This is a genomic window from Runella defluvii (assembly GCF_014195535.1).
Lineage (GTDB): Bacteria > Bacteroidota > Bacteroidia > Cytophagales > Spirosomataceae > Runella > Runella defluvii.
Genome location: NZ_JACIBY010000001.1, coordinates 431705 through 451359, shown reverse-complemented (window position 1 = coordinate 451359; position 19655 = coordinate 431705). Strand labels below are relative to the sequence as shown.

15 protein-coding genes are annotated in these 19655 nt (G+C 46.4%); 6 read left to right on the top strand and 9 right to left on the bottom strand.

Features of this window, described 5'->3' with window-relative positions; translation table 11 throughout:
* Window positions 1–230: 230 nt before the first annotated feature.
* The 3 genes from FHS57_RS01815 to FHS57_RS01805 all read right to left on the bottom strand — a co-directional run bounded on the left by FHS57_RS01815 (window position 231) and on the right by FHS57_RS01805 (window position 3638).
* Entirely contained in the window at window positions 231–2465 is a 2235-nt protein-coding gene (locus FHS57_RS01815) for a DUF5916 domain-containing protein (protein WP_183971145.1), read from the bottom strand.
* Between the two features lie 41 nt (window positions 2466–2506).
* The gene (locus FHS57_RS01810) at window positions 2507–3163 is read right to left on the bottom strand and encodes an NAD(P)-dependent oxidoreductase (RefSeq protein WP_183971144.1); all 657 of its coding nucleotides are present in this window, start codon (window positions 3161–3163) and stop codon (window positions 2507–2509) included.
* A 139-nt stretch (window positions 3164–3302) separates the two neighbouring features.
* On the bottom strand, window positions 3303–3638 hold the full coding sequence (locus FHS57_RS01805) for a hypothetical protein (RefSeq protein WP_229601234.1): 336 nt from the start codon (window positions 3636–3638) through the stop codon (window positions 3303–3305).
* Window positions 3639–3775: 137 nt separating this feature from the next.
* On the opposite strand from FHS57_RS01805, the gene ade reads away from it, so the two are divergent.
* Both ade and FHS57_RS01795 read left to right on the top strand, forming a co-directional pair.
* Window positions 3776–5422 (top strand): adenine deaminase, encoded by a 1647-nt coding sequence (ade, locus tag FHS57_RS01800; RefSeq protein ID WP_183971143.1) that lies wholly within the window; start codon window positions 3776–3778, stop codon window positions 5420–5422.
* A 93-nt stretch (window positions 5423–5515) separates the two neighbouring features.
* Window positions 5516–6097, top strand: a complete 582-nt coding sequence (locus tag FHS57_RS01795) for an RNA polymerase sigma factor (RefSeq protein ID WP_028521893.1) — start codon at window positions 5516–5518, stop codon at window positions 6095–6097.
* A gap of 67 nt (window positions 6098–6164) precedes the next feature.
* On the opposite strand, the gene FHS57_RS01790 is transcribed toward FHS57_RS01795, so the two are convergent.
* Window positions 6165–6683, bottom strand: a complete 519-nt coding sequence (locus tag FHS57_RS01790; protein ID WP_183971142.1) for a GNAT family N-acetyltransferase — start codon at window positions 6681–6683, stop codon at window positions 6165–6167.
* A gap of 122 nt (window positions 6684–6805) precedes the next feature.
* Here FHS57_RS01790 and FHS57_RS01785 point away from each other — a divergent pair, with 122 nt between their 5' ends.
* Entirely contained in the window at window positions 6806–8068 is a 1263-nt protein-coding gene (locus FHS57_RS01785; protein WP_183971141.1) for a replication-associated recombination protein A, read from the top strand.
* Here the strand turns inward: FHS57_RS01785 and FHS57_RS01780 are convergent.
* The gene (locus tag FHS57_RS01780) at window positions 8065–8820 is read right to left on the bottom strand and encodes an enoyl-CoA hydratase/isomerase family protein (protein ID WP_183971140.1); all 756 of its coding nucleotides are present in this window, start codon (window positions 8818–8820) and stop codon (window positions 8065–8067) included. The two genes, FHS57_RS01785 and FHS57_RS01780, sit on opposite strands and share 4 nt — an antisense overlap.
* A gap of 9 nt (window positions 8821–8829) precedes the next feature.
* Complete coding sequence (locus FHS57_RS01775; protein WP_183971139.1) at window positions 8830–10371, bottom strand: DUF5723 family protein; 1542 nt, start codon at window positions 10369–10371, stop codon at window positions 8830–8832.
* Window positions 10372–10611: 240 nt separating this feature from the next.
* Between FHS57_RS01775 and FHS57_RS01770 the strand changes: the two genes are divergently transcribed.
* Window positions 10612–12042 (top strand): circularly permuted type 2 ATP-grasp protein, encoded by a 1431-nt coding sequence (locus FHS57_RS01770; protein WP_183971138.1) that lies wholly within the window; start codon window positions 10612–10614, stop codon window positions 12040–12042.
* Between the two features lie 70 nt (window positions 12043–12112).
* Here the strand turns inward: FHS57_RS01770 and FHS57_RS01765 are convergent, their stop codons facing one another.
* From FHS57_RS01765 to FHS57_RS01755, 3 genes are all read right to left on the bottom strand, one after another.
* Window positions 12113–13477 carry an amidohydrolase family protein gene (locus tag FHS57_RS01765; RefSeq protein WP_183971137.1) on the bottom strand — a complete coding sequence of 455 codons (1365 nt, stop codon included), beginning with the start codon at window positions 13475–13477 and terminating at the stop codon, window positions 12113–12115.
* Between the two features lie 103 nt (window positions 13478–13580).
* A complete protein-coding gene (locus tag FHS57_RS01760; RefSeq protein WP_183971136.1) occupies window positions 13581–16610 on the bottom strand; it encodes an amidohydrolase family protein in 3030 nt (1009 codons plus the stop codon).
* 131 nt (window positions 16611–16741) lie between these two features.
* Window positions 16742–18232, bottom strand: a complete 1491-nt coding sequence (locus FHS57_RS01755) for a M48 family metalloprotease (RefSeq protein ID WP_183971135.1) — start codon at window positions 18230–18232, stop codon at window positions 16742–16744.
* Between the two features lie 93 nt (window positions 18233–18325).
* Here FHS57_RS01755 and FHS57_RS01750 point away from each other — a divergent pair, with 93 nt between their 5' ends.
* A complete protein-coding gene (locus tag FHS57_RS01750) occupies window positions 18326–19210 on the top strand; it encodes a glycoside hydrolase family 16 protein (protein WP_183971134.1) in 885 nt (294 codons plus the stop codon).
* Between the two features lie 8 nt (window positions 19211–19218).
* Window positions 19219–19602, top strand: coding sequence for a nuclear transport factor 2 family protein (locus FHS57_RS01745; RefSeq protein WP_183971133.1), 384 nt, complete (start codon window positions 19219–19221; stop codon window positions 19600–19602).
* Window positions 19603–19655: the final 53 nt, after the last annotated feature.

The following is a 19655-nucleotide window of genomic DNA, read 5'->3' as shown; positions in this document are numbered from 1 at the left end:
ACTAGCTCACCAATAGACAATTGGTTTGCAAAATTACGTTAGATTCGCCGAATAACAGCGGGTTAGAGGGGATTGTTTAACGATAGTCTTCTTTCACAGGGCTTTCAGCTTATTTTCTGGTCATAAAATCACTAGATAACCACATAGCTCACATAGATTTATCACATAGCAAACAAAGCTGTTCTCTCTATTTTCTATGTGTTTATTCTACTGTGCCCTATGTGTTAACACTACAAATTGAACCAATAGGTCAATTTTGCCTGAATAGAACGGTTTCTTGATTGGCCATTGGCTGTATTATAATTGTCGATATACACCAAAAAGAAATCCGATACGGGCGCAAAACGCCATTGAAAACGAGTGTTGACGTTCATGTTCTCAAACTGACTGTTGTATTGTAAAAAGGTCGTCAAAAACACTTTTTTTGAAAACGTCCAGTCTAACCGCGGCCCCAACAAAAACACATTGTTGTCACCAATCGGGAGGTTGATGCGGTTGTACGTAAAATTCATTGCCAACGCGATATAAGGTTGGTAACGGTAGTTAATAGAACCCGCTAAACTCACAATTGTTCCATCATAATACTGCCCAACGAGCGGCTGCGCAAACAACCACCATTTTTTGCGCTGGTCAGAGAAGTAATTCAACGACGCATTGTAGTACGTATAACTTCCTCCCTGCTTCAGTGATGGCAATTTACCGTTGCTTCGTAAAGCATCAAAATCCGAGAATAGGTAGGTATAGTTTTGGTTCAACGATAAGAGCATTCGTGCTGAACTCTGAAACGACATCGACAAAAATGGCCCCGCTGTAAGGTCGGTGACACCCACATTAGGCATCGAATATTGCTCCAACGCTACTCCTACGCTGTACCGATTGACCAAGCGCGTTCGGGGATAAAACGAAAATCCGAGCGTTGGATTGATACGCAAAAAGTCCTTGCGTGGCACAAAGCCCACTTCGGCGTCGTAGCCTTTTCCTACCCAATCGTGTGCCCAACGAAACGTGTATTTCAGGACGCTGTACATCAACGAAAAACCGTTTGCAAACGCATCTTTTTGTTTGTTTTCGCTGAATGACTGGTGATAATACGCTTTGCCTTGCCAACGGCTGTCTCGCGAAGTAAAATTATACTCCAACCCTCCCACACGGTTGAAACTTGACAAATTCCGACCCATTTCGGGATGTAAGGTTTGTTTATTGACAAAAATCGCCGCAATGTTAGAGCGACTAAACACCTTCCGCTGCACCGACGCCACGGCAAAATTAGCGCCCGAAATCCCTTTAAACTCGTCGTCCGCTGTTTGGGCATTCAACAAACCTATGCGCCAGTTATCATCCAACTTACCACTCAATCGCGCTCCATATACAATGCGATTCGGTACGCCCAATCCTGTGGTCGAATCTTTGGCAATACCAATTTGACGGGAGAAAAAGGGACTTAAAATTTGGTTTCCTGCACCGCCCAAATTGCCTTGAGGAGGCAAAAACGGATTGATAACGTAGCTGCCAAAGCCCGAAAACAAGTCGGAATTTTCGAGAAAAAACTGACGCTGCTCGGGAAGGTTTATGTCAAAACGAGTAAGGTTAATGATCTGGCGGTCGGCTTCAACATTGGAAAAGTCAGGATTAACAGTCAAGTCCAAATTTAGTCCCGACGTCACGGCGATTTTAGCATCCCCGCCTACGTTGAAACGCGTGCCGTTGTTGGGGTTATTGCGATTGACAAAATCTTGTGAATTGCCCGTCGCAATGTACGGAATCAACGAAATGTTCGCCCCCGTTTTACGCAGTGGTTTTTCAAAAACAATGGGAATGGAATACCCCAAATTCATAATCAATTGATTTTGGGGTATTTGAACTACCGTACTTTGTTCATTGATTTGGGTATCAAAACGGTAGCTTTTAAACAACCACTGGGTAGTTCCTTCTTTAAAACGCAGGGTTGTAAACGGAATGGCTACTTCAGTGGTCCAATAGTTGTCGTAAATTTTTGACTCGGCCGTCCATTTATTGTCCCAAAACTCACTGAAGAATGTATTGTCGGTAGCTCCATTGTACAGCAATGCCTCCCGCATGACGCCCAAAGGATTGGTACCAAACAGAAAGGCATTGGTGCGGTCGTTGAACGTATCGAAGATAAAACTCACGTTGTCGTTGCTGCCTGCCCGATAATCCCGACGATACGACAAAACCACGTAGTTTTTATGTTGCGCGTGGCATTTGGCACTGACGTAGATGTTTTTGTCATCAAAGGTCAATTTCACTTCGGTTTTGTAAACAGCCTTGAGCGTATCGGCGGGGAAATACTGCCAAAACGTACCAATCGTAGGAATAGCCGCCCAGGTCTGTTCGTCAAGCACACCGTCAATTTTTATTTTTTCCGTCGTAAACTTGACTTGATAAGGCGGCGCCGTTTGGGCAAAAGCAAAAAGGGGCAAACACAACAACAGTAAAAGTCTCATCGATACGCAAAACAGTTTAGGTTAACAAGCCACAAAACTACTCATACTGAGCCAATAAACGGCGCTTTTTGCCAATATGTACGGTCACTGAGTTGAGTTATTAGAAAACACGCCAAATCGGTTGCGCTAATTCTTTCACCCAGCATGTCTTCTGTACTTATTAACACCTTTTTTCGACTATCCGTCAGCTCGATAAGTGGAAGCCGAACCAATGTCCACTGCGCTTCGCTGCTGCTCAAAAGTTCATATTCTCGTTGTTTATCGGCGGTAGAAATCGGAAAATTGGTTTTCATCCATTCAGTTGAGAACTGCGTTTTAGCGCTTTTTTTGTCAAAAGGCGTATCTACGTTCAATCCTGTCGTCACAATATACCGTTCGATGTTACACTCGTTCATCGCTCTAAGTATGTTTTGTGTAGATTGACTAAAGATTGTAGGTTCACTGTTAGGGATACCCAAACCCAACGTACTTATCACCGCGTCGCAGCCTTGCATCAACCGACGCACGACTTCATAATCTCGGATATTGCCCTCCAAAATTTCAACAGCAGGATGGTTATAAAACAAAGGTAAGTCTCGCGAAGAAGCATCACGAATCAATAACTTCAAACGAAAGCCTTGTCGAAGCAATTCTTTCACTAAATAAGCGCCTGATTTACCTGTGCCGCCTATCACGGCAATAATTGGGGAAGAATTCATAAAAAGTCTTTGTAAAAATTGAAAAATAAGAGAAGCATCAGTCGTTATTTCATCGACTGAGCAGGATGGTAATACTCAGAAGCCACCCAAGTTTCGCGTATTTTTACAAAGAGATTTGAATGAGACAAAAGTAACTTTTTTACAAATACTTCCAAAATGCCCACGGTTTTCGGGTAGTGAGGTAACTCAAATTTTGGTCATTGGCATACGCCTCGCGTTCAAAACAAATGTTTCGATAGGCTCGATAGCGGTGCCGATATACGATAAGGCGCACCAAGAATTCCAAAAGATACCAAACATAAAACAGAAGCAGCCCCGTCTCCGCCTGTTGCCGCAGGTGAATCCGCTCGTGGTTAATAAGCCACGCAGGAGGATTTTGTTTCTTAAAAAAGACCCACGGAAAAAATGTCAGTCCACCTACCCAAAGGAAGGGGACATGCACCGAAATCATGGGTAAACGCAGTCGTTTTAGCATGAAATTGTCAAAAATTTGATTTCTTTTAATGAAAAATCTAATTTTAGCACTCTTTGGCGAAAAGTTAGGAGTTTCTGGCACAAATCACAAAATCGTCGTTTCTCCCTTTAACCAAACCATTAACCTTTACAAGCCCCATGCGATTTACTGCCAACCTCCTCAATGTGTTTGATCACATTATTTCTTATGCCGAAATCGACGTTGAAGACACCCGCATCGTCAACATTTCTATTCTTGGAGGAGAACGAGTAGGTGCTCCCTATGTACTACCTGGTTTTATTGATGCCCACGTCCATATCGAAAGTTCGATGCTAACACCCGCTCAGTTTGCACGGCTGTCGGTTGTTCATGGGACTGTCGGGACAGTATCAGATCCGCACGAAATTGGGAATGTATTGGGCGTAAAAGGCGTCGAATACATGATTGAAGATAGCCGAAGAGTGCCCTTTAAGTTTTGCTTTGGTGCGCCGTCGTGCGTACCTGCGACCACTTTTGAAACCGCAGGCGCCACTATCTCCGTCAAAGAAGTTCGGCAATTGTTGGCATTAAAGGAAATTGGGTATTTGGCCGAAATGATGAATTTTCCTGGGGTGCTTAACGAAGCCCCTGAAGTAATGATGAAGATTCAGTGGGCCAATGCCTTCAATAAACCCATCGACGGTCACGCACCTGGGCTTCGGGGGGAGGCCGCCAAAAAGTACATTGAAACGGGCATCACCACCGACCACGAGTGTTTTACGTACGAAGAAGCATTTGAAAAAATCCAGCTTGGACTCGAATACGTCTTGATTCGGGAAGGAAGTGCCGCCAAGAATTTTGAAGCGCTTATTCCACTGATGGCGCAGTATTCTTCCCGACTGATGTTTTGCTCGGACGACAAGCACCCTGATAATTTGGTCGATGGCCACATCAATCAACTGGTGAAACGCGCTTTGGCCAAGGGCTACAAGCTTTTCGATGTTTTGCGGGCGGCTTGTGTCAATCCTGTCTTGCATTATCGTCTGCCCGTGGGGTTGCTTCGAGAAGGCGATTCGGCGGACTTTATCATCGTGGACAACCTCCATGATTTTACCGTTCTCGAAACTTACATCAATGGCGAAAAGGTAGCCGACCGTGGCACGTCTCTCTTGCCTGATTTGCGCAGTCCAATCGTCAATCAATTTGATTGTCAGCCTTGCCAAGCATCCGACTTAGCCATTCCAGCTCCGAGTACTTTTCTTTCTTTGAGAGTCATTGAAGCACTCGACGGTCAATTAATCACCAACCTGCTTGAGGTACCCGCCCGCGTCGAAGCGGGTTATATTGTTTCGGATACCGAGCGCGATATCCTCAAAATCGCGGTCATAAATCGTTATCAGCCTGCCCCTGTTGCCATCGGTTTTATCAAAAATTTTGGACTTACGCAAGGCGCATTGGCCTCGTCGGTGGCGCACGATTCGCACAACATTATTGCGGTGGGCTGCGACGACGAAAGCCTTGCCAAAGCCATCAATTTGGTGATTGAAGCCCAAGGCGGCGTCAGTGCCGTGGACGGCGAAGGAAGTGGTCATATTTTATCGCTGCCAATCGCAGGTTTAATGTCGGATAAAGACGGCTACGAGGTCGCAAATCAATATACCGCCCTCGATTCTTTTGTTAAGCAAACATTAAATTCTACGCTTGCGTCCCCTTTTATGACATTATCGTTTATGGGGTTACTTGTAATTCCTTCTCTGAAAATGAGTGATTTAGGACTATTTGACGGGAGTACATTTCAATTCGCCAAATTATATTCTGAAAATTAAATGTAAAAAAAACACTTTTTATTTTGCAACTTAATATAAAGAAAATTACATTTGGGCTGTGATTGTTTCAAAACCCCAAACCCCTCCACCCAAATGCCCCGGTTTCATCTAACTACTCAGGAAGAGGTAACTCTTTGGAATCAGTTTCGTCAAGACGACGAGGCAGCGTTTGCAAAACTTTATCAATGTTACGTTCAGCTTTTGTACAACTATTGTACGCAATTTAGTGTCGATAAAGCTTTGATTAAAGATTGTATTCACGATTTGTTTGTAGAACTTTGGCAACACCGTCACACGCTTGGTGACACCACATCAGTTCGTTATTATTTGATGGCTTCGATTAAACGTAAATTGGTTCGCCATCTCAACGCTCAACAAAAAAATACGAGCAGCGAAGAAATTCCTTTGGAGTACCACCACCTTTACACTGCTTCGGCGGAGTCGTACGTAATCGCTCAAGAAGAGTATTTACAAACCAACCGTAACCTCAACGAAGCCATGGAGCGCCTTCCACGCCGTCAGCGCGAGGCCATTTTCTTGAAGTTCTATGTCAATATGACCAACGAAGAAATTTCAAACTTCATGAAAATTAATATCCAGTCGGTGTATAACTTGGTTTTTGGCGCATTGACAAGCATGAAGAAGCAATTATCGGCTGAGCACGTAATTGTTTAAAAACATAGTACTATTCCGACACCTTAATCTTACGCCCGCAACTGAGTTGCGGGCTTTTTTTTATCTGTTAAAATTCAAAGGTATCCCACACAAATCGACAAGCCTTTACGGTGCTTCCTCCGGGCATTACCTCAGTGAGAGTCGCCTGATTAGTTCCTCCTACTTTCTCGTAAAAACCTCGTGCAGGAAGATTGTCTTCCAACACTTTGAGATACAGCTTCGGCTGATGATAGACTTCGAGGCTCCACTCATAGACTTTCCGCATCAACTTTCTTCCAACCCCTCTTCCTTTCAACTCAGGCGCCGCGTGTAGGTTATCTATGAATGTACCGAAAGGGTCGGTTGAGCTACCATAAGCACACACAAATCCCATAGCTCTCTCTTGGTCATCCACACATAAAATAATGCGTTGGTTTTCGGCAGGTTGTTCAATTCGTTCGGTCCAGACCTTAATTCGGTCGGCCGTTACATGATTGTCGAGGTAGTCGTCCGACAACATACCTCGGTAGGTTGTTTTCCAACTCGCCGCGTGAAGGTGAGCGATTGTCTCAATATCGTTGGTAGTAGCAATACGAAAATGCGCCATAAAATGTAGAATGTTATAGTTCCAAAGATACGCTCAAGAAAGTATTTTGGGAATAGTAAAAAAGGAAAACTGCGCGAAAAGGCTCAAAGGTTTGTATTTTTGCCCCACTAATAACAGCAATCATGCCAGCACCCCTACCCGAACGTATGCGCCCGCGCACCCTTGAGGATTTCATCGGTCAACCTCGACTTTTAGGCCGCAACGGCGCACTCAAACGAGCCCTAGAAAACAACCTTATTCCGTCCATGATTTTGTGGGGGCCTCCAGGGGTCGGTAAAACAACGTTGGCGCTCCTTATTGCTGAAACCACCAAGCGGGTTTTTCACTCACTTAGCGCCATTAGTTCAGGGGTGAAAGAGCTGCGCGAAGTGTTGGCAAGACCCTCGGGCTTATTCCCTCCTATTGTTTTTATTGACGAAATTCACCGCTACAACAAGAGTCAGCAAGACGCTTTGCTGGGGGCGGTAGAAAAAGGCCAAATTACGCTCATTGGCGCTACCACCGAAAACCCTTCCTTTGAAATCAACTCTGCGTTGTTGTCGCGTTGTCAAGTCTATATTTTAGAAGGGCTAGGTCAAGATGAGCTCATCAAAATGCTGCACCAAGCTGCCGAAAAAGACGAAATTTTAAAAACAAAAACCATTCAATTTGATTCCTACGACGCCTTGCTTCGCTTGTCGGGGGGAGACGGCCGTAAGTTGCTTAATTTGTTGGAGTTGGTGGTCAATGCGCATTTTTACGAAAACCCTATCGTGATTAATGACGATACCGTAACGGAAGTGGCACAGCAAAATTTAGCCCGATACGACAAGTCAGGCGAACAGCACTACGACATCATTTCGGCATTTATTAAGTCGATGCGCGGAAGCGACCCCAACGCGGCGCTGTACTGGATGGCCCGCATGATTCACGCGGGTGAAGATCCTGTATTTATTGCCCGACGGATGTTGATTTTGGCCTCGGAAGACATCGGCAATGCCAACCCCACAGCCATGATTATGGCCAATGCCTGCGTAGATGCCGTAAAAGCGATTGGTTTCCCCGAATCACGCATTATTTTGTCTCAAGTGGTGGTGTATTTGGCGACTTCTCCCAAAAGTAATGCCAGTTATGTGGCCATTAACGAAGCCTTAGAATTGGCCGAAAAAACGGCACATTTGCCCGTTCCGTTGCACCTGCGGAATGCACCCACCAAGTTGATGAAAGAAATTGGCTACGGCAAAAACTACAAATACGCGCACAATTACGAAGGCAATTTTACGCCTTTGGATTTCTTACCCGACGAATTGAAGGGTACAAAATTGTACGAACCAGGCCAAAATGCCCGCGAAAACGAAATTCGAAAAAGCCTGCAAAAATGGTGGGGAGATTGGTACGGCTATTAAGCCTTAAATTTGGCAATGGCTGCGCGCGTTTGTTCCGACAACACGAGGTGCCCGCTCATGGCTGCGCGTTCGTAGAGCAACGTGCTCCAGTGCTCAGTTCCTTCCCAAAATACTTTTTTAAGCTGTCGAAGCGCTTCGGGGTTATAACTTGCCAGCTGACGGGCTAAGGTAGCCAGGGCAGCGTCCAACGCTTCGATGGATTCGTACACTTCGGCATATAATCCTTTTTCTTTAGCCCAATCTGCGGAGTAAAAGGTAGCGGCATTGAGGGTCATTTGTGAAAAAGCGGCTACACCGATTTTTCGTTCGATGGCAGGCCCTACGACAAAAGGCCCGATGCCAATCAGCAATTCGCTCAAACGTACGGCAGCGTGTTGGGTTGCCAAACAATAGTCGGTGGCAGCGGCAAGCCCTACACCTCCACCCACGGCCTTACCCTGCACGCGCCCAAGTACGATGGCTGAGCTTTGCCGACAAGCATTAATGACCTTGGCAAAACCCGAAAAGAAAGCCAATCCTTGTTCTTCGGTTTCGATGGAGGCCAATTCTTCAAAACTTGCTCCCGCACAAAAGGTACGTTCTCCTCCGCTTTTTAGCACAATTACTTTGGTACGCTCATCTTCTCCCACTTCCGAAATGGTAGCAGCCAAACGTTGCAGAAGTGCACTGGGCATTGAGTTTTGGGCAGGATGAAAAAACGTAATGGTGGCAATTCCTTCGGCGGAATGCTCGGCGGTAACGTAGGCTTCCATGTTATTAGATTAACGTTTGCGCTTTAAAAGTTTCTCGTAGGGTGGAAACCAACATCTGATGGCTTCTTTGGGTTTTCGATGGAAGATAGGCGCATAGAGCCCAAAATACAAATCGGCTCCCTGTGGTTTTCCAATGCCAAAAATCCCCGTAAAATGATCAGTTCCAATCATAAGCGGCCCCACCCGCGCGGCCAATCCAACCGCAACAGCGCGGTAGTTATCATATAAACTTACGGGGGCAGAAACTTCAAGCCAACGCGTTTCGTACCTTGGAGTTACGGCCAAGACCGACTGAGGTCTAATGTTCATGTAGTTTTTTCCCCTCAACCCTTGTACCCAAATGGCGTTCACGTACCAAGGGCCAGAGTGGTGATAGTCAAAACTGACATTGGCTGCCAGCGGAAGCCCCACTTTAAAAGCACGAGGCGCATCGTCTGGATTGATCGACAAAGAACGATTGACTGCCGCCACCGCCAAGGGGGTTGTATTGGCCATGTTAAATTCCGAATAAGAAAATTCGTCCCTTACCTTTTGGACGTCTATTTCCCTTGTATAATTCAGGTTTTTGTAATTAAGCCGCCCAATATCCGTAATCGCTGCCGAAACCCTAAACTTATATTTGTTCTTGTTTGGGTCGGGTTCTTTGCCTCGTTTGGGGACTTTTCGTGTATATTCATTAAACTCAGGGCGATATTCATATACTACCCCCAAATCAGCCCCCCAGCTGCCACCCGCCGAAGCCTTTCCAAAGAGGAATTTAGGACTAAGGCCAATGTTATCAAAAGCTGCTCCCGTGGTGTAGCCATAAGTTGCGTCAAGGTTTTGAACGACAATAAACTCTCTTTCACGATTTAAGCTCTCTACCACAATTCGATGGTCGGTATTTCGTAGATCGGCATGAACGTTATAGACGCCTACCAACCGTTTTACGGTTGCACCCACTTTCAAAAAATGTTCATCATAATCAGCCACTACCGCCCCCAGCGTCATCCCCATTTCGAGAAACCCATTGGTATTTAATTGCGCCTGTTGGTTACGAAAATCTTTGCTTTGAAGGTCTTTGTTATCTGTCCCAAATCGAATCACCCGCGCGGTTTCTTCCGTGACATCTGTTAGACTCATGGCATATCTCCCACGGCTAGTGAGGCCAATCGCAAACCGATTATTGTTAAAAGAATAAAGCAGTGAAGGCCCGCGCAAATCACCTCCCGCGTGCATGTGTTTACGCTCGCCGTTGAGGCGTTCTTGGTAATATTCTTCTTTCCAAACAATCGCTCCTCGTTCACTTCGGTACTTTTTAGGAACAGTATTGGTCATGATTCCGAAAATGGAATACGGAGCTACCCAACGGATGTAATTGTTGGCAAGGAAAATATCATTCCCTACTAAATTGATGTATAACTTATGCCGTGAATCGGCGGCATGCGCTGGATTGAGAAAAAGGGCGTTGGTTCCTGCATAATTGCTCGACGAAACTCCAAGCCAATGTTGTGCTCGACCTTGAACACAAGCAAGCAATCCAACAACAATCATCCAAAAGCGATTCGACATTTTAACAGTAGTAAAGTAGGTGTTGTAAAAGTAAGGGCTCTAAAGTAGCAATGTACTTATTTAAAGTAAAAACTTAACGGCAAAATACTATACAAAGTACGGCATAATCCAATAATTTCCGAAACTTGTCCATTAATACTAACCAAAAGAACAAATTACCACAGAAAATTTGGTAAAATCTCTACTTTATCCATATCTTGTTCGGCAAAACAAATAACTCACCAACGATTTTTCACCATTATGCAATTTTCATTCAAAAACTATGATACCGAAAAGTTCTATGATGAGATGTTTACCCCCGATGGCAAAGTACGCCCTGGGTACGAAGCATTTAAGCAACGTGTAGAGCAACTCAACAATACAGAACTCGCTAACCGTCAGCACACTGCGGAGCGCGCACTGATGTCGATGGGAATTACTTTTAACGTGTATTCGGAAGGTGAAGGAACTGAGCGAATTATGCCTTTGGACATTATTCCAAGGGTGGTAACGGGCGACGAGTGGAACCGCATGGAGAAGGGACTTATCCAACGCATTACGGCGCTCAATCTTTTCATTGACGATATTTACAACGATCAAAAGATTTTAAAAGATGGCGTTGTTCCCCGCGATTTAATCGAGACGTCTAAGTGCTATCTGGAAGCCTGCAAAGGCTTAAAACCACCCAAAGGCATTTGGTGCCACATCACAGGAACCGACCTTATCCGTGGCGATGATGGTCAGTTCATGGTACTCGAAGACAACCTTCGCTGCCCGTCGGGGGTTTCGTACATGCTCGAAAACCGCGAACTTTCTAAGCAGATTTTCCCCGAAGTGCTCGCTCGCACGGGGGTTCGCCCTGTATCTGACTACCCTGCGCGGTTGTTTGAGATGTTGAAATTTATTGCCGACCGTCCCGATCCGAACATTGTGGTCCTTACGCCTGGAATTTATAACTCTGCGTATTTTGAGCACTCGTATTTGGCTCAACAAATGGGGGTTGAGCTCGTTGACGCCCGCGATTTAGTCGTTTCGGGTGGTTACGTTAAAATGCGCACGACGCGTGGTTTTGAAATCGTGGATGTCATTTACCGTCGCCTCGACGACACCTTCCTCGACCCTCAAGTGTTTAACCCGCACTCGTTGCTAGGCATTCCTGGTATTTTTGATGTCTATAAAAAAGGGAGAGTTGCCTTGGCCAATGCCCCTGGAACGGGCGTGGCCGACGACAAGGTAATTTATGCCTACGTGCCACGCATCATTAAGTATTACCTCGACCAAGAGGCAATCATCCCTAACGTGCGCACTTACATCTGTCGCGAAGACGATGACCTGAAATATGTGCTCGAAAACGTAGAAAATCTTGTTATTAAAGAAGCCAACGAAGCGGGAGGCTACGGGATGTTGATTGGGCCTAAAGCTACGAAAGAAGAACACGAGATTTTCCGCCAAAAAATCAAAGAAAATCCGCGTAATTACATTGCTCAGCCCGTAATTTCGCTTTCTCGCGTGCCTTGTTTCTTGGACGACCACGCCGAAGGCCGCCACGTTGACTTACGTCCTTACATTTTGTACGGCGATGGCATCAACGTTATCCCAGGTGGACTAACACGCGTTGCTCTACGCAAAGGTTCCCTCGTCGTTAACTCTTCGCAAGGAGGAGGTGGCAAAGACACGTGGGTCACTTATTAGAATGTCGAATTTAGAGTGCAGAATGTCGAATACTAAAAACTCGACACTCTGCATTCTACACTCGACACTTTTATTTTTCTCCTATTTCGTACTTATCGGTGTACTTGCGGTATTGGCGTTTGTGGCGGTCGTCGAGGTCGATTTTGCGCCCGCGAATAAACGCATGGTCAATGCCGTTGGAACGCATATCCAAAATATCTCCTTTGCACACCACCAACGTGGCCAATTTTCCTTTTTCAATCGTGCCTACGACGTTGTCAATTCCCAACAATTTGGCAGGCGTTGATGTAATCATTTTTAAGGCTTCTTCCGACGAAATTCCGCCAAATCCTGCCGCCGTACCCGCCGTAAACGGAAGGTTACGCGTCCGCCAATAAGCTTCGCCATAACTCAAAGCTACTGTTACACCCGCTTTTTGAAGCAACGATGGCAAACGGTACGGCTGGTACACAGGCTCATCTTGGCGCGTAGGCAAACGGTGCGTTTCGCCCAAAACGACGGCTACGTTATTTTCTTTCAAAAACTCCGCCACGCGCAAGGCATCTTCGGCTCCAATGATGATGATTTTCTTCACGCCATGTTGCTTAGCAAACTTCACTGACTCTACAATGTCTTTGCTATTATCGGCACGGATGTAGAGGTTTTGGCGCCCGTCAAAAAGACCACGCAACGACTCCAATTTAAGGTTGGTAATGGGTGGGTTTTTGATTTCGCTGTAGGCACGTGCATCCGAAAATAGCTGCGCCAACGAGTTAATCACTTCTTGGCGACGCGTATTGCGTTGAAGATTTACCGAAAAATCATCGAAATTAAACTCACGAGCAAAGAACGCAGGCCACGTTAGCCAAAGTCCATCGTCTTTTTTGAGCACGGCATCTTCCCAGTTCCAACCGTCTAATTCCATCACCGACGAAGAACCTGAAAGCGTACCACCTTGGGGCGTCGCTTGGGTTAGTAGCAATCCATTGTTACGCAACGTAGGAATCACTTCTGAGTCGGTATTATACGCAATCAATGCCCGCACATTCGGGGTAATGCTTCCCACTTCTTGGTTATCGACGGTAGCACGTACTGACGAAATTTCGACCAACCCTGTAGTGGCTCCCATCGCAATGAGACCTGGGTACAGGTGTTTGCCCGTCACGTCCACCACCTCGGTTTTTGATTTGTCAAACGTAGTACTTGCATCGCCTACGGCGGTCAATACCCCTTTGTCAAACACCACCACACCCTTTTCAATCACCGTCCCATTGCCCACGTGAACCGTGCCGCCCACTAGCGCCATGGGTTTGGCTTGGGGCTTGGCAGGGGCGGGATTCTGAGCGTTTGATGAAAGCGAAATAAGGCTAAAAAGTACAGGAGCGGAAGCCCCAAAAACCACCTCAGCCAAGCGCCTGAAGGTCGTTGTTTTTGTTTTATTTATGGAAACAATCATGAAAATATCTTTTTAATTCATTCGTAAAAACCAACACAATGTAGCGGCTGGAAGCCTTTTAATAGTCGTCGCTTGCCCAGAGGCAAGCGCCATCGACCATCGGCTATTTCCCTTCTTCTTCTCCTTCTGCCATAATGCCTTCAACGTCTTCGCAATGCCACATGCGCTGACGACGGAACGGTGGGCGAACGGCCGTAGCACCGCCTGTTTTGGCAGAAATCATTTTCTGAATCAAACGCGCACGCTCTTGTTCTACTTCCCCACGGCGCTTGTCGTCGCCATCGGTCGAATAACAAATCGCACCTTCTACAATTGTGTAGTCGGGACGAGCGTAAATCGAAAGCGGGTGATTGTTCCACAACACCAAATCAGCGTCTTTCCCTACTTTGATACTTCCTGTGCGCTTGTCGAGGCGTAAGATTTTAGCGGGGTTAATTGTCACCATTTTGAGGGCTTCCGTTTCGGCAATGCCACCGTATTCAACGGCTTTGGCCGCTTCTTGGTTGAGGCGACGCGCCATTTCGGCGTCGTCAGAGTTGATACTGGTCAATACGCCTACTTTCGCCAAAATCGCGGCATTGTACGGAATCGCGTCTTTTACCTCCATTTTGTACGCCCACCAGTCGGCAAACGACGAACCAGCGACACCGTGTTTTTTCATTTTGTCGGCCACTTTGTATCCTTCCAAAATGTGCGTAAATGTGTTGATTTTGAATCCTAACGAATCGGCTACTTTAATCAACATGTTGATTTCTGACTGCACGTACGAGTGGCACGTAATGAAGCGCTTGCCGTTCAAGATTTCGGCCAACGTTTCCAATTCAATATCACGACGTGGGGCTGGAACACCAATTTTGTTTTTCATCGAATTGTACGCATCCCACGAGCGGTCATACTCACGCGCACGAATAAAATGGTCGTAAAAGACTTGTTCTACCCCCATACGGGTTTGAGGATAACGAATGGTCGCATTGGGGCTATTGGATTGTTTTACGTTTTCACCCAACGCAAACTTGATGTATTGCGCTTCAGGAACAAGCATTTCGTTGACGTTGCTTCCCCATTTGAGTTTTACGACCGCCGACTGCCCACCGATTGAATTGGCCGAACCGTGCAACAACTGTGACATCGTTACGCCTCCCGCCAACTGACGGTAAATGTTAATATCATCAGGGTTAACGACATCGCTCATGCGCACTTCTGCCGAACTTGATTGTCCACCTTCGTTGACCGACGCGAGGGCAATGTGCGAGTGTTCGTCGATGATACCTGGTGTAAGGTGCTTGCCTGTTCCGTCAATCACGCGGGCTGTAGCTGCCGAAAGGTTTTTACCCACTTTGGTAATTTTTCCATTTTCGACCAACACATCGGTATTTGTCAACACGCCTGCGTCTTCGCTCGTCCAAACAGTCGCGTTTTTTACCAAAATTGTTTCAGACTTTGGTTTTTCGGTGTTTCCAAACCCAACAAATGGGTAAAGCGGTTTGCCGACATTCGGTACTGGACGTTGGGTAGAATCGCGGCGGGTTTCAGGCGCTTTGTAGGCTTCTTGGAACGTAGCGGCCCATTTAATAGCTTCTCCTTTGGCATTTTCACCACTTCCTTTCAACGTGGTTCCTTCCAAATAACCCGTCAAACGAGTGGTTGCATTCGGCGTACGGCGGTCGGGCTGGAAGTTAATAGAAATGACGTCGTTGAGGAACGTCACTTTGGGCGTAATCTTTACTGTATCGCGCAACACTACTTGGTAGTCGGGCTTATCGGGCTTTCCAGTAATGACGAGTTTGCCTTTTTCATCGTTCAGGTTCAACTGATACGTCCCACGGATGTCCGTTTGGCTCAGTGAATTAATAACGTATTTTTTGCCGCGAATCCAGTTTTCGTACAGAATATTATCCGCGCTAAAAATACTGCCCGACGTAATGATAAAGTTCGCCCACGTACCTGTTTTGAGGCTTCCGATTTTGTCGCTGCATTGGAGCAATTGGGCAGGAATCGTTGTGAGAGCTTCGAGGGCTTTGGTTTCGCTCAAGCCGTGTTCGATGGCTTTGCGGAGGTTTGGCCAAAATTCGGTTTTGGTTTTTAACAATGCCGACGTCAGCACAAAGTTCACACCTGCTTTTTCGAGGGTAGCGGCGTTGGCAGGAGCCATTTCCCAGTGCTTCATTTCGGCAAGGCTTACGTTGTCGGCATCCCATGCGTCTTCTACATCAAAAGCCGATGGGTAGTTAATCGGAACAATAATGGAGCCACCTGCGGCTTTGATTTCATCCACGCGCTGGTATTCATCGCCTGAGCCTCTAAAGATGTATTGCGTTTTAAATTCATCGCCGAGTTTATCCGCCCGCAACAGACTCCATTTGTCCGTCGCTTCAAATATCGTTGGCAATGATGTATGTTTGTTAAATGCCTCCAATGAGAGGTTAAACTCAACGTTTTTGCCGCTGTTTTTGTACCACTCCGCATCGTAATAGGTCTGGCGGAGAAGGGCCATCGAGCCCATGGGCGAGTTGGGATACTGCTGGGTAGAAGTCCCTTTACTAAACGACAAGTGAAAAGATGCAGGATGGCGAAGTACCGTGGAGTTCTCACTTTCTGAGGACAAACTCACCAACGCCCCCGTTCCGCGCACAATCCCGTCGTGGTGGTGGGTCAATACCGCGCCAAAACCCAACTTACGAAGTTCGTCGGCTTTGGTGGTATTAAGGGTAAAAATCTTACCCGCTTCGGCATCGGCGTTGACGGCTTGGTTCCAGCCATACGCCCCTTTTTTATTGGACTCAATTTGCGGAGAAAATCCACGACCGCCGCGCTGTCCACGCGCGATTTCGGGCATTCCGTAATCCGACTCCATGTCGATAAGCGCAGGATAAATCCGACGGCCTTTTAGGTCAGTAACCACCGTCCCCGAAGGAATTTGAACGTCTTTGGCAGCTGCCACGACAATCCCATTTTTAATCAGCAAGGTCGCATTTTCTACAACCGTGCGAGCATCGACATAAATGGTCGCGTTGGTAAAAGCGTACATTTCTGGCCGCTCGTCATAAACCCCGTTGCGGGGGAAAGTGGGCGTTTGCGCCCTTACGGCCGAAGTTACCGCTAGTGTGATGAGAAGTGTAATAATTTTTTTCATGCAAAAAAAACGGAGTAAATGTGAGTATTCTAACCCAAATCTACTCCGTTCGTTGCGAAAGCCCAAACCCCACTTGGGCTTATTTACTCGTCCTCAGGCGATTTTGCGACCAAGAGGGGTTTTTACGAGTTTTATTTTGTAATTATCTTGACCAATGTACCCTGCTGTACTTGGTCGTTGGCTTGTAGTTGGTTCAAAATTCCCAAGTCTTCCAACTTGTTATCGGGCATTCCAAAGCTTTTCATTACGTCTTTGAATGAAGCCGTGCGCGCTACCGTTTTGATGCGAATGCGATCAGGTTTACGGTTAAGTTTATCGGGGTCGTTGAGGTTACGGAAATTCTCCCCAACATTACGGAACGTAGGTAAATTAGCCGCAAACGTAGGCGCATAACTCATGCCGTGCATCGCCAAAATCATGCCGTTGTACTCGTACAAGTAAGTTGCCACCTGCACAACCGTGTTCGGGTCTTGGGCTTGTTGCGGCGCCGTTTGTCCTCCTTGCTGCTGCTGTTGTTGCTGCTGGATTTGTGAAACCATCACCACTGTAGGGATTCCATTGATGGTTGTTTTTTTGTTTTCCAACACCTTGAAATTATAGTTTTTGACCACGTTTTGGGCAGCTTCATCCAGCGTTTTTCCTTCAGCAACGGTCAGCATCATCATCGACTTGCCATCTTTGGCCGCCATTTGGAACTGCACAGGTGAGTTTTCGTATTGCCAATCACGCGGAACGGGGAATTGGAATTTTAATTCTGGATGATAAAAATTCCAATTTTCTACAAAGCCCTGTTTTGGATCGTCTCCAAAAATAATTCCGTCAATCATGCGCAAGTAGCGCTCTCTTTCCACCAAATACTGCCCTGGGTTTGATTTCTGATATTCTTCGGCCATTTGGCGCACGTTCGTAAAGCGGTCACCTGGATCGGGGTGCGTTGACATAAAGGTAGGAATCGCTTGGCCGCTTTTGTCAGAAATACGCTTGATGGTTCCGAAAAACTGCGCCATTTCGCGGGCATCGTAGCCTACTTTGCTCGAATAACCCACCCCAATTTTGTCAGACTCGGACTCGTGCGCACGGCTGTAGCTCAACAACACCATTTGCAACCCTTGCATGGCTTGGTCGCCCATCTGACGTACTTTATCTGATAACACCATCCCAGCCATTAGCCCTACAGTACCAAGTACTTGGGAGGTCTGCTGACGGGCCGAGTGACGAGCCGTAATGTGACCAATCTCGTGCCCCAAGACACCCATAAATTCGGCTTCATTATTGAAATGCGCCATGATACCTCTGGTAAAATAGACATACCCGCCTGGAACAGCAAAGGCATTTACCACTGGCGAGTCAACGATGTGAAACTGGTAAGGCAAATCAGGGCGGTGCGAAATAGCTGCCATCGACTTCCCTTTTTCATTGATGAAGTTTTGTAGCTTCGCATCTTCATACAGACCCATTGTAGCCACTATCGAAGGGTGCGACTGTGCCCCGAGCGCAATTTCTTGGTCTTGGGACATAAAGATGATTTCTTTTTTACCTGTAACGGGGTTTCGGGAACAACTTTGTAAGCCCAAAGCCACCGCAGTTGCAAAGTATAACCACAAATGCGAGGTCTTTCTCATAGATAACAGGAATAAGTTAAAATATACGAACTATATAATTGACACAAATTTCCAAAAAAGTAACCATTAAGTCACTATAAAATCCGCATCCAAATGGAATTCAAACCTACCAAAGACTTACCAAAAAAATACCAATCGACATTTTTATCCTTTTTAGGGTTATTATTGGGAGTTGTGGGGATTCCGTACTCTATTTTTGGGCAAAAAATTCCCCAATATACAGGATACGCATTGGTATGGTCTGACGAGTTTTCCAACGATGGTGCACCCAATCCACAAAACTGGGCTTTTGAAAAAGGATTTGTGCGCAACCACGAGCTACAATGGTATCAGCCCGACAATGCGTACGTCAAAAAAGGAAAGCTTATCATCGAAGGCCGACGCGAACAAAAACCCAACCCAACGTACAGCGCCCAAAGCCAAGATTGGCGCAAACAGCGTGCCAACATCGACTATACTGCCGCTAGTTTAAAAACCCAAGGGTTACACAGTTGGCAATATGGCCGCTTCGAAATGCGGGCAAAGATAGATACACAAGCGGGAATTTGGCCTGCGTTTTGGACGCTAGGCGTGGAAGGCGAATGGCCACGCAACGGCGAAATCGACATCATGGAGTTTTACCGAGGGATGTTACTAGCCAACGTCGCGTGGGGAAGTGAAACCCGTTTCAAAGCGATTTGGCGCGACCTAAAGAAACCGATTGAAACCTTCCAAGACCCACGTTGGCGTAAGAAATTTCACGTATGGCGCATGGATTGGGACGAAAAGGCCATTCGACTTTATGTGGACGGCGAATTGCTAAATTTTGTGGAGCTTCAATATACGATTAACCAAGACGGCACGCAGAAAAATCCCTTTATGCAGCCTCACTATTTGTTGCTCAACCTCGCCATCGGCGGCGATAACGGAGGCGACCCTTCGTCAAGTAAATTTCCATCTAAATACATCATCGACTACGTACGCGTGTATCAGAAATAAACGTTGCTATGAAATCACTCTTCTTGCCTGTGTTTTTCCTCCTTTCGTGGAAAGCATTTGCCCAAAATCCCGAAAAAATCGTCCAGCAGCAATTGGACGCTTACAACCGCCAAGACCTCAAAGCGTTTGTGGAAACCTACAGCGATACCGTTGAGATTTACAGTTTTCCAAACGCTAAACCGCGCGTTTTGACCAAAAAAGACCTAGAAAATGATTACGGGAGTCTTTTCAAAAAGTTTCCCCAAAACTTCGCTGCCTTGCACGGGCGAATCATTCAGGGCAACTACGTCATTGACAAAGAATACATCACAGGACGCGGGCAGGAGTTTTCGGCCACGGCCATTTATTTGGTGGAGAAGGGCTTGATACGCAAAGTTTGGTTTTTACGGTAAGAAACATTGCCCCCAAACGGTGATTTGGGGGCAGCATGGTTTTGCGTCTCCGA

Bases quoted from the DNA above. Each gene is read 5' to 3' on its own strand.
- FHS57_RS01815 (WP_183971145.1), bottom strand. From the start codon at position 2,465: ATGAGACTTTTACTGTTGTTGTGTTTGCCCCTTTTTGCTTTTGCCCAA.
- FHS57_RS01810 (WP_183971144.1), bottom strand. From the start codon at position 3,163: ATGAATTCTTCCCCAATTATTGCCGTGATAGGCGGCACAGGTAAATCA.
- FHS57_RS01805 (WP_229601234.1), bottom strand. From the start codon at position 3,638: ATGCTAAAACGACTGCGTTTACCCATGATTTCGGTGCATGTCCCCTTC.
- ade (WP_183971143.1), top strand. From the start codon at position 3,776: ATGCGATTTACTGCCAACCTCCTCAATGTGTTTGATCACATTATTTCT.
- FHS57_RS01795 (WP_028521893.1), top strand. From the start codon at position 5,516: ATGCCCCGGTTTCATCTAACTACTCAGGAAGAGGTAACTCTTTGGAAT.
- FHS57_RS01790 (WP_183971142.1), bottom strand. From the start codon at position 6,683: ATGGCGCATTTTCGTATTGCTACTACCAACGATATTGAGACAATCGCT.
- FHS57_RS01785 (WP_183971141.1), top strand. From the start codon at position 6,806: ATGCCAGCACCCCTACCCGAACGTATGCGCCCGCGCACCCTTGAGGAT.
- FHS57_RS01780 (WP_183971140.1), bottom strand. From the start codon at position 8,820: ATGGAAGCCTACGTTACCGCCGAGCATTCCGCCGAAGGAATTGCCACC.
- FHS57_RS01775 (WP_183971139.1), bottom strand. From the start codon at position 10,371: ATGTCGAATCGCTTTTGGATGATTGTTGTTGGATTGCTTGCTTGTGTT.
- FHS57_RS01770 (WP_183971138.1), top strand. From the start codon at position 10,612: ATGCAATTTTCATTCAAAAACTATGATACCGAAAAGTTCTATGATGAG.
- FHS57_RS01765 (WP_183971137.1), bottom strand. From the start codon at position 13,477: ATGATTGTTTCCATAAATAAAACAAAAACAACGACCTTCAGGCGCTTG.
- FHS57_RS01760 (WP_183971136.1), bottom strand. From the start codon at position 16,610: ATGAAAAAAATTATTACACTTCTCATCACACTAGCGGTAACTTCGGCC.
- FHS57_RS01755 (WP_183971135.1), bottom strand. From the start codon at position 18,232: ATGAGAAAGACCTCGCATTTGTGGTTATACTTTGCAACTGCGGTGGCT.
- FHS57_RS01750 (WP_183971134.1), top strand. From the start codon at position 18,326: ATGGAATTCAAACCTACCAAAGACTTACCAAAAAAATACCAATCGACA.
- FHS57_RS01745 (WP_183971133.1), top strand. From the start codon at position 19,219: ATGAAATCACTCTTCTTGCCTGTGTTTTTCCTCCTTTCGTGGAAAGCA.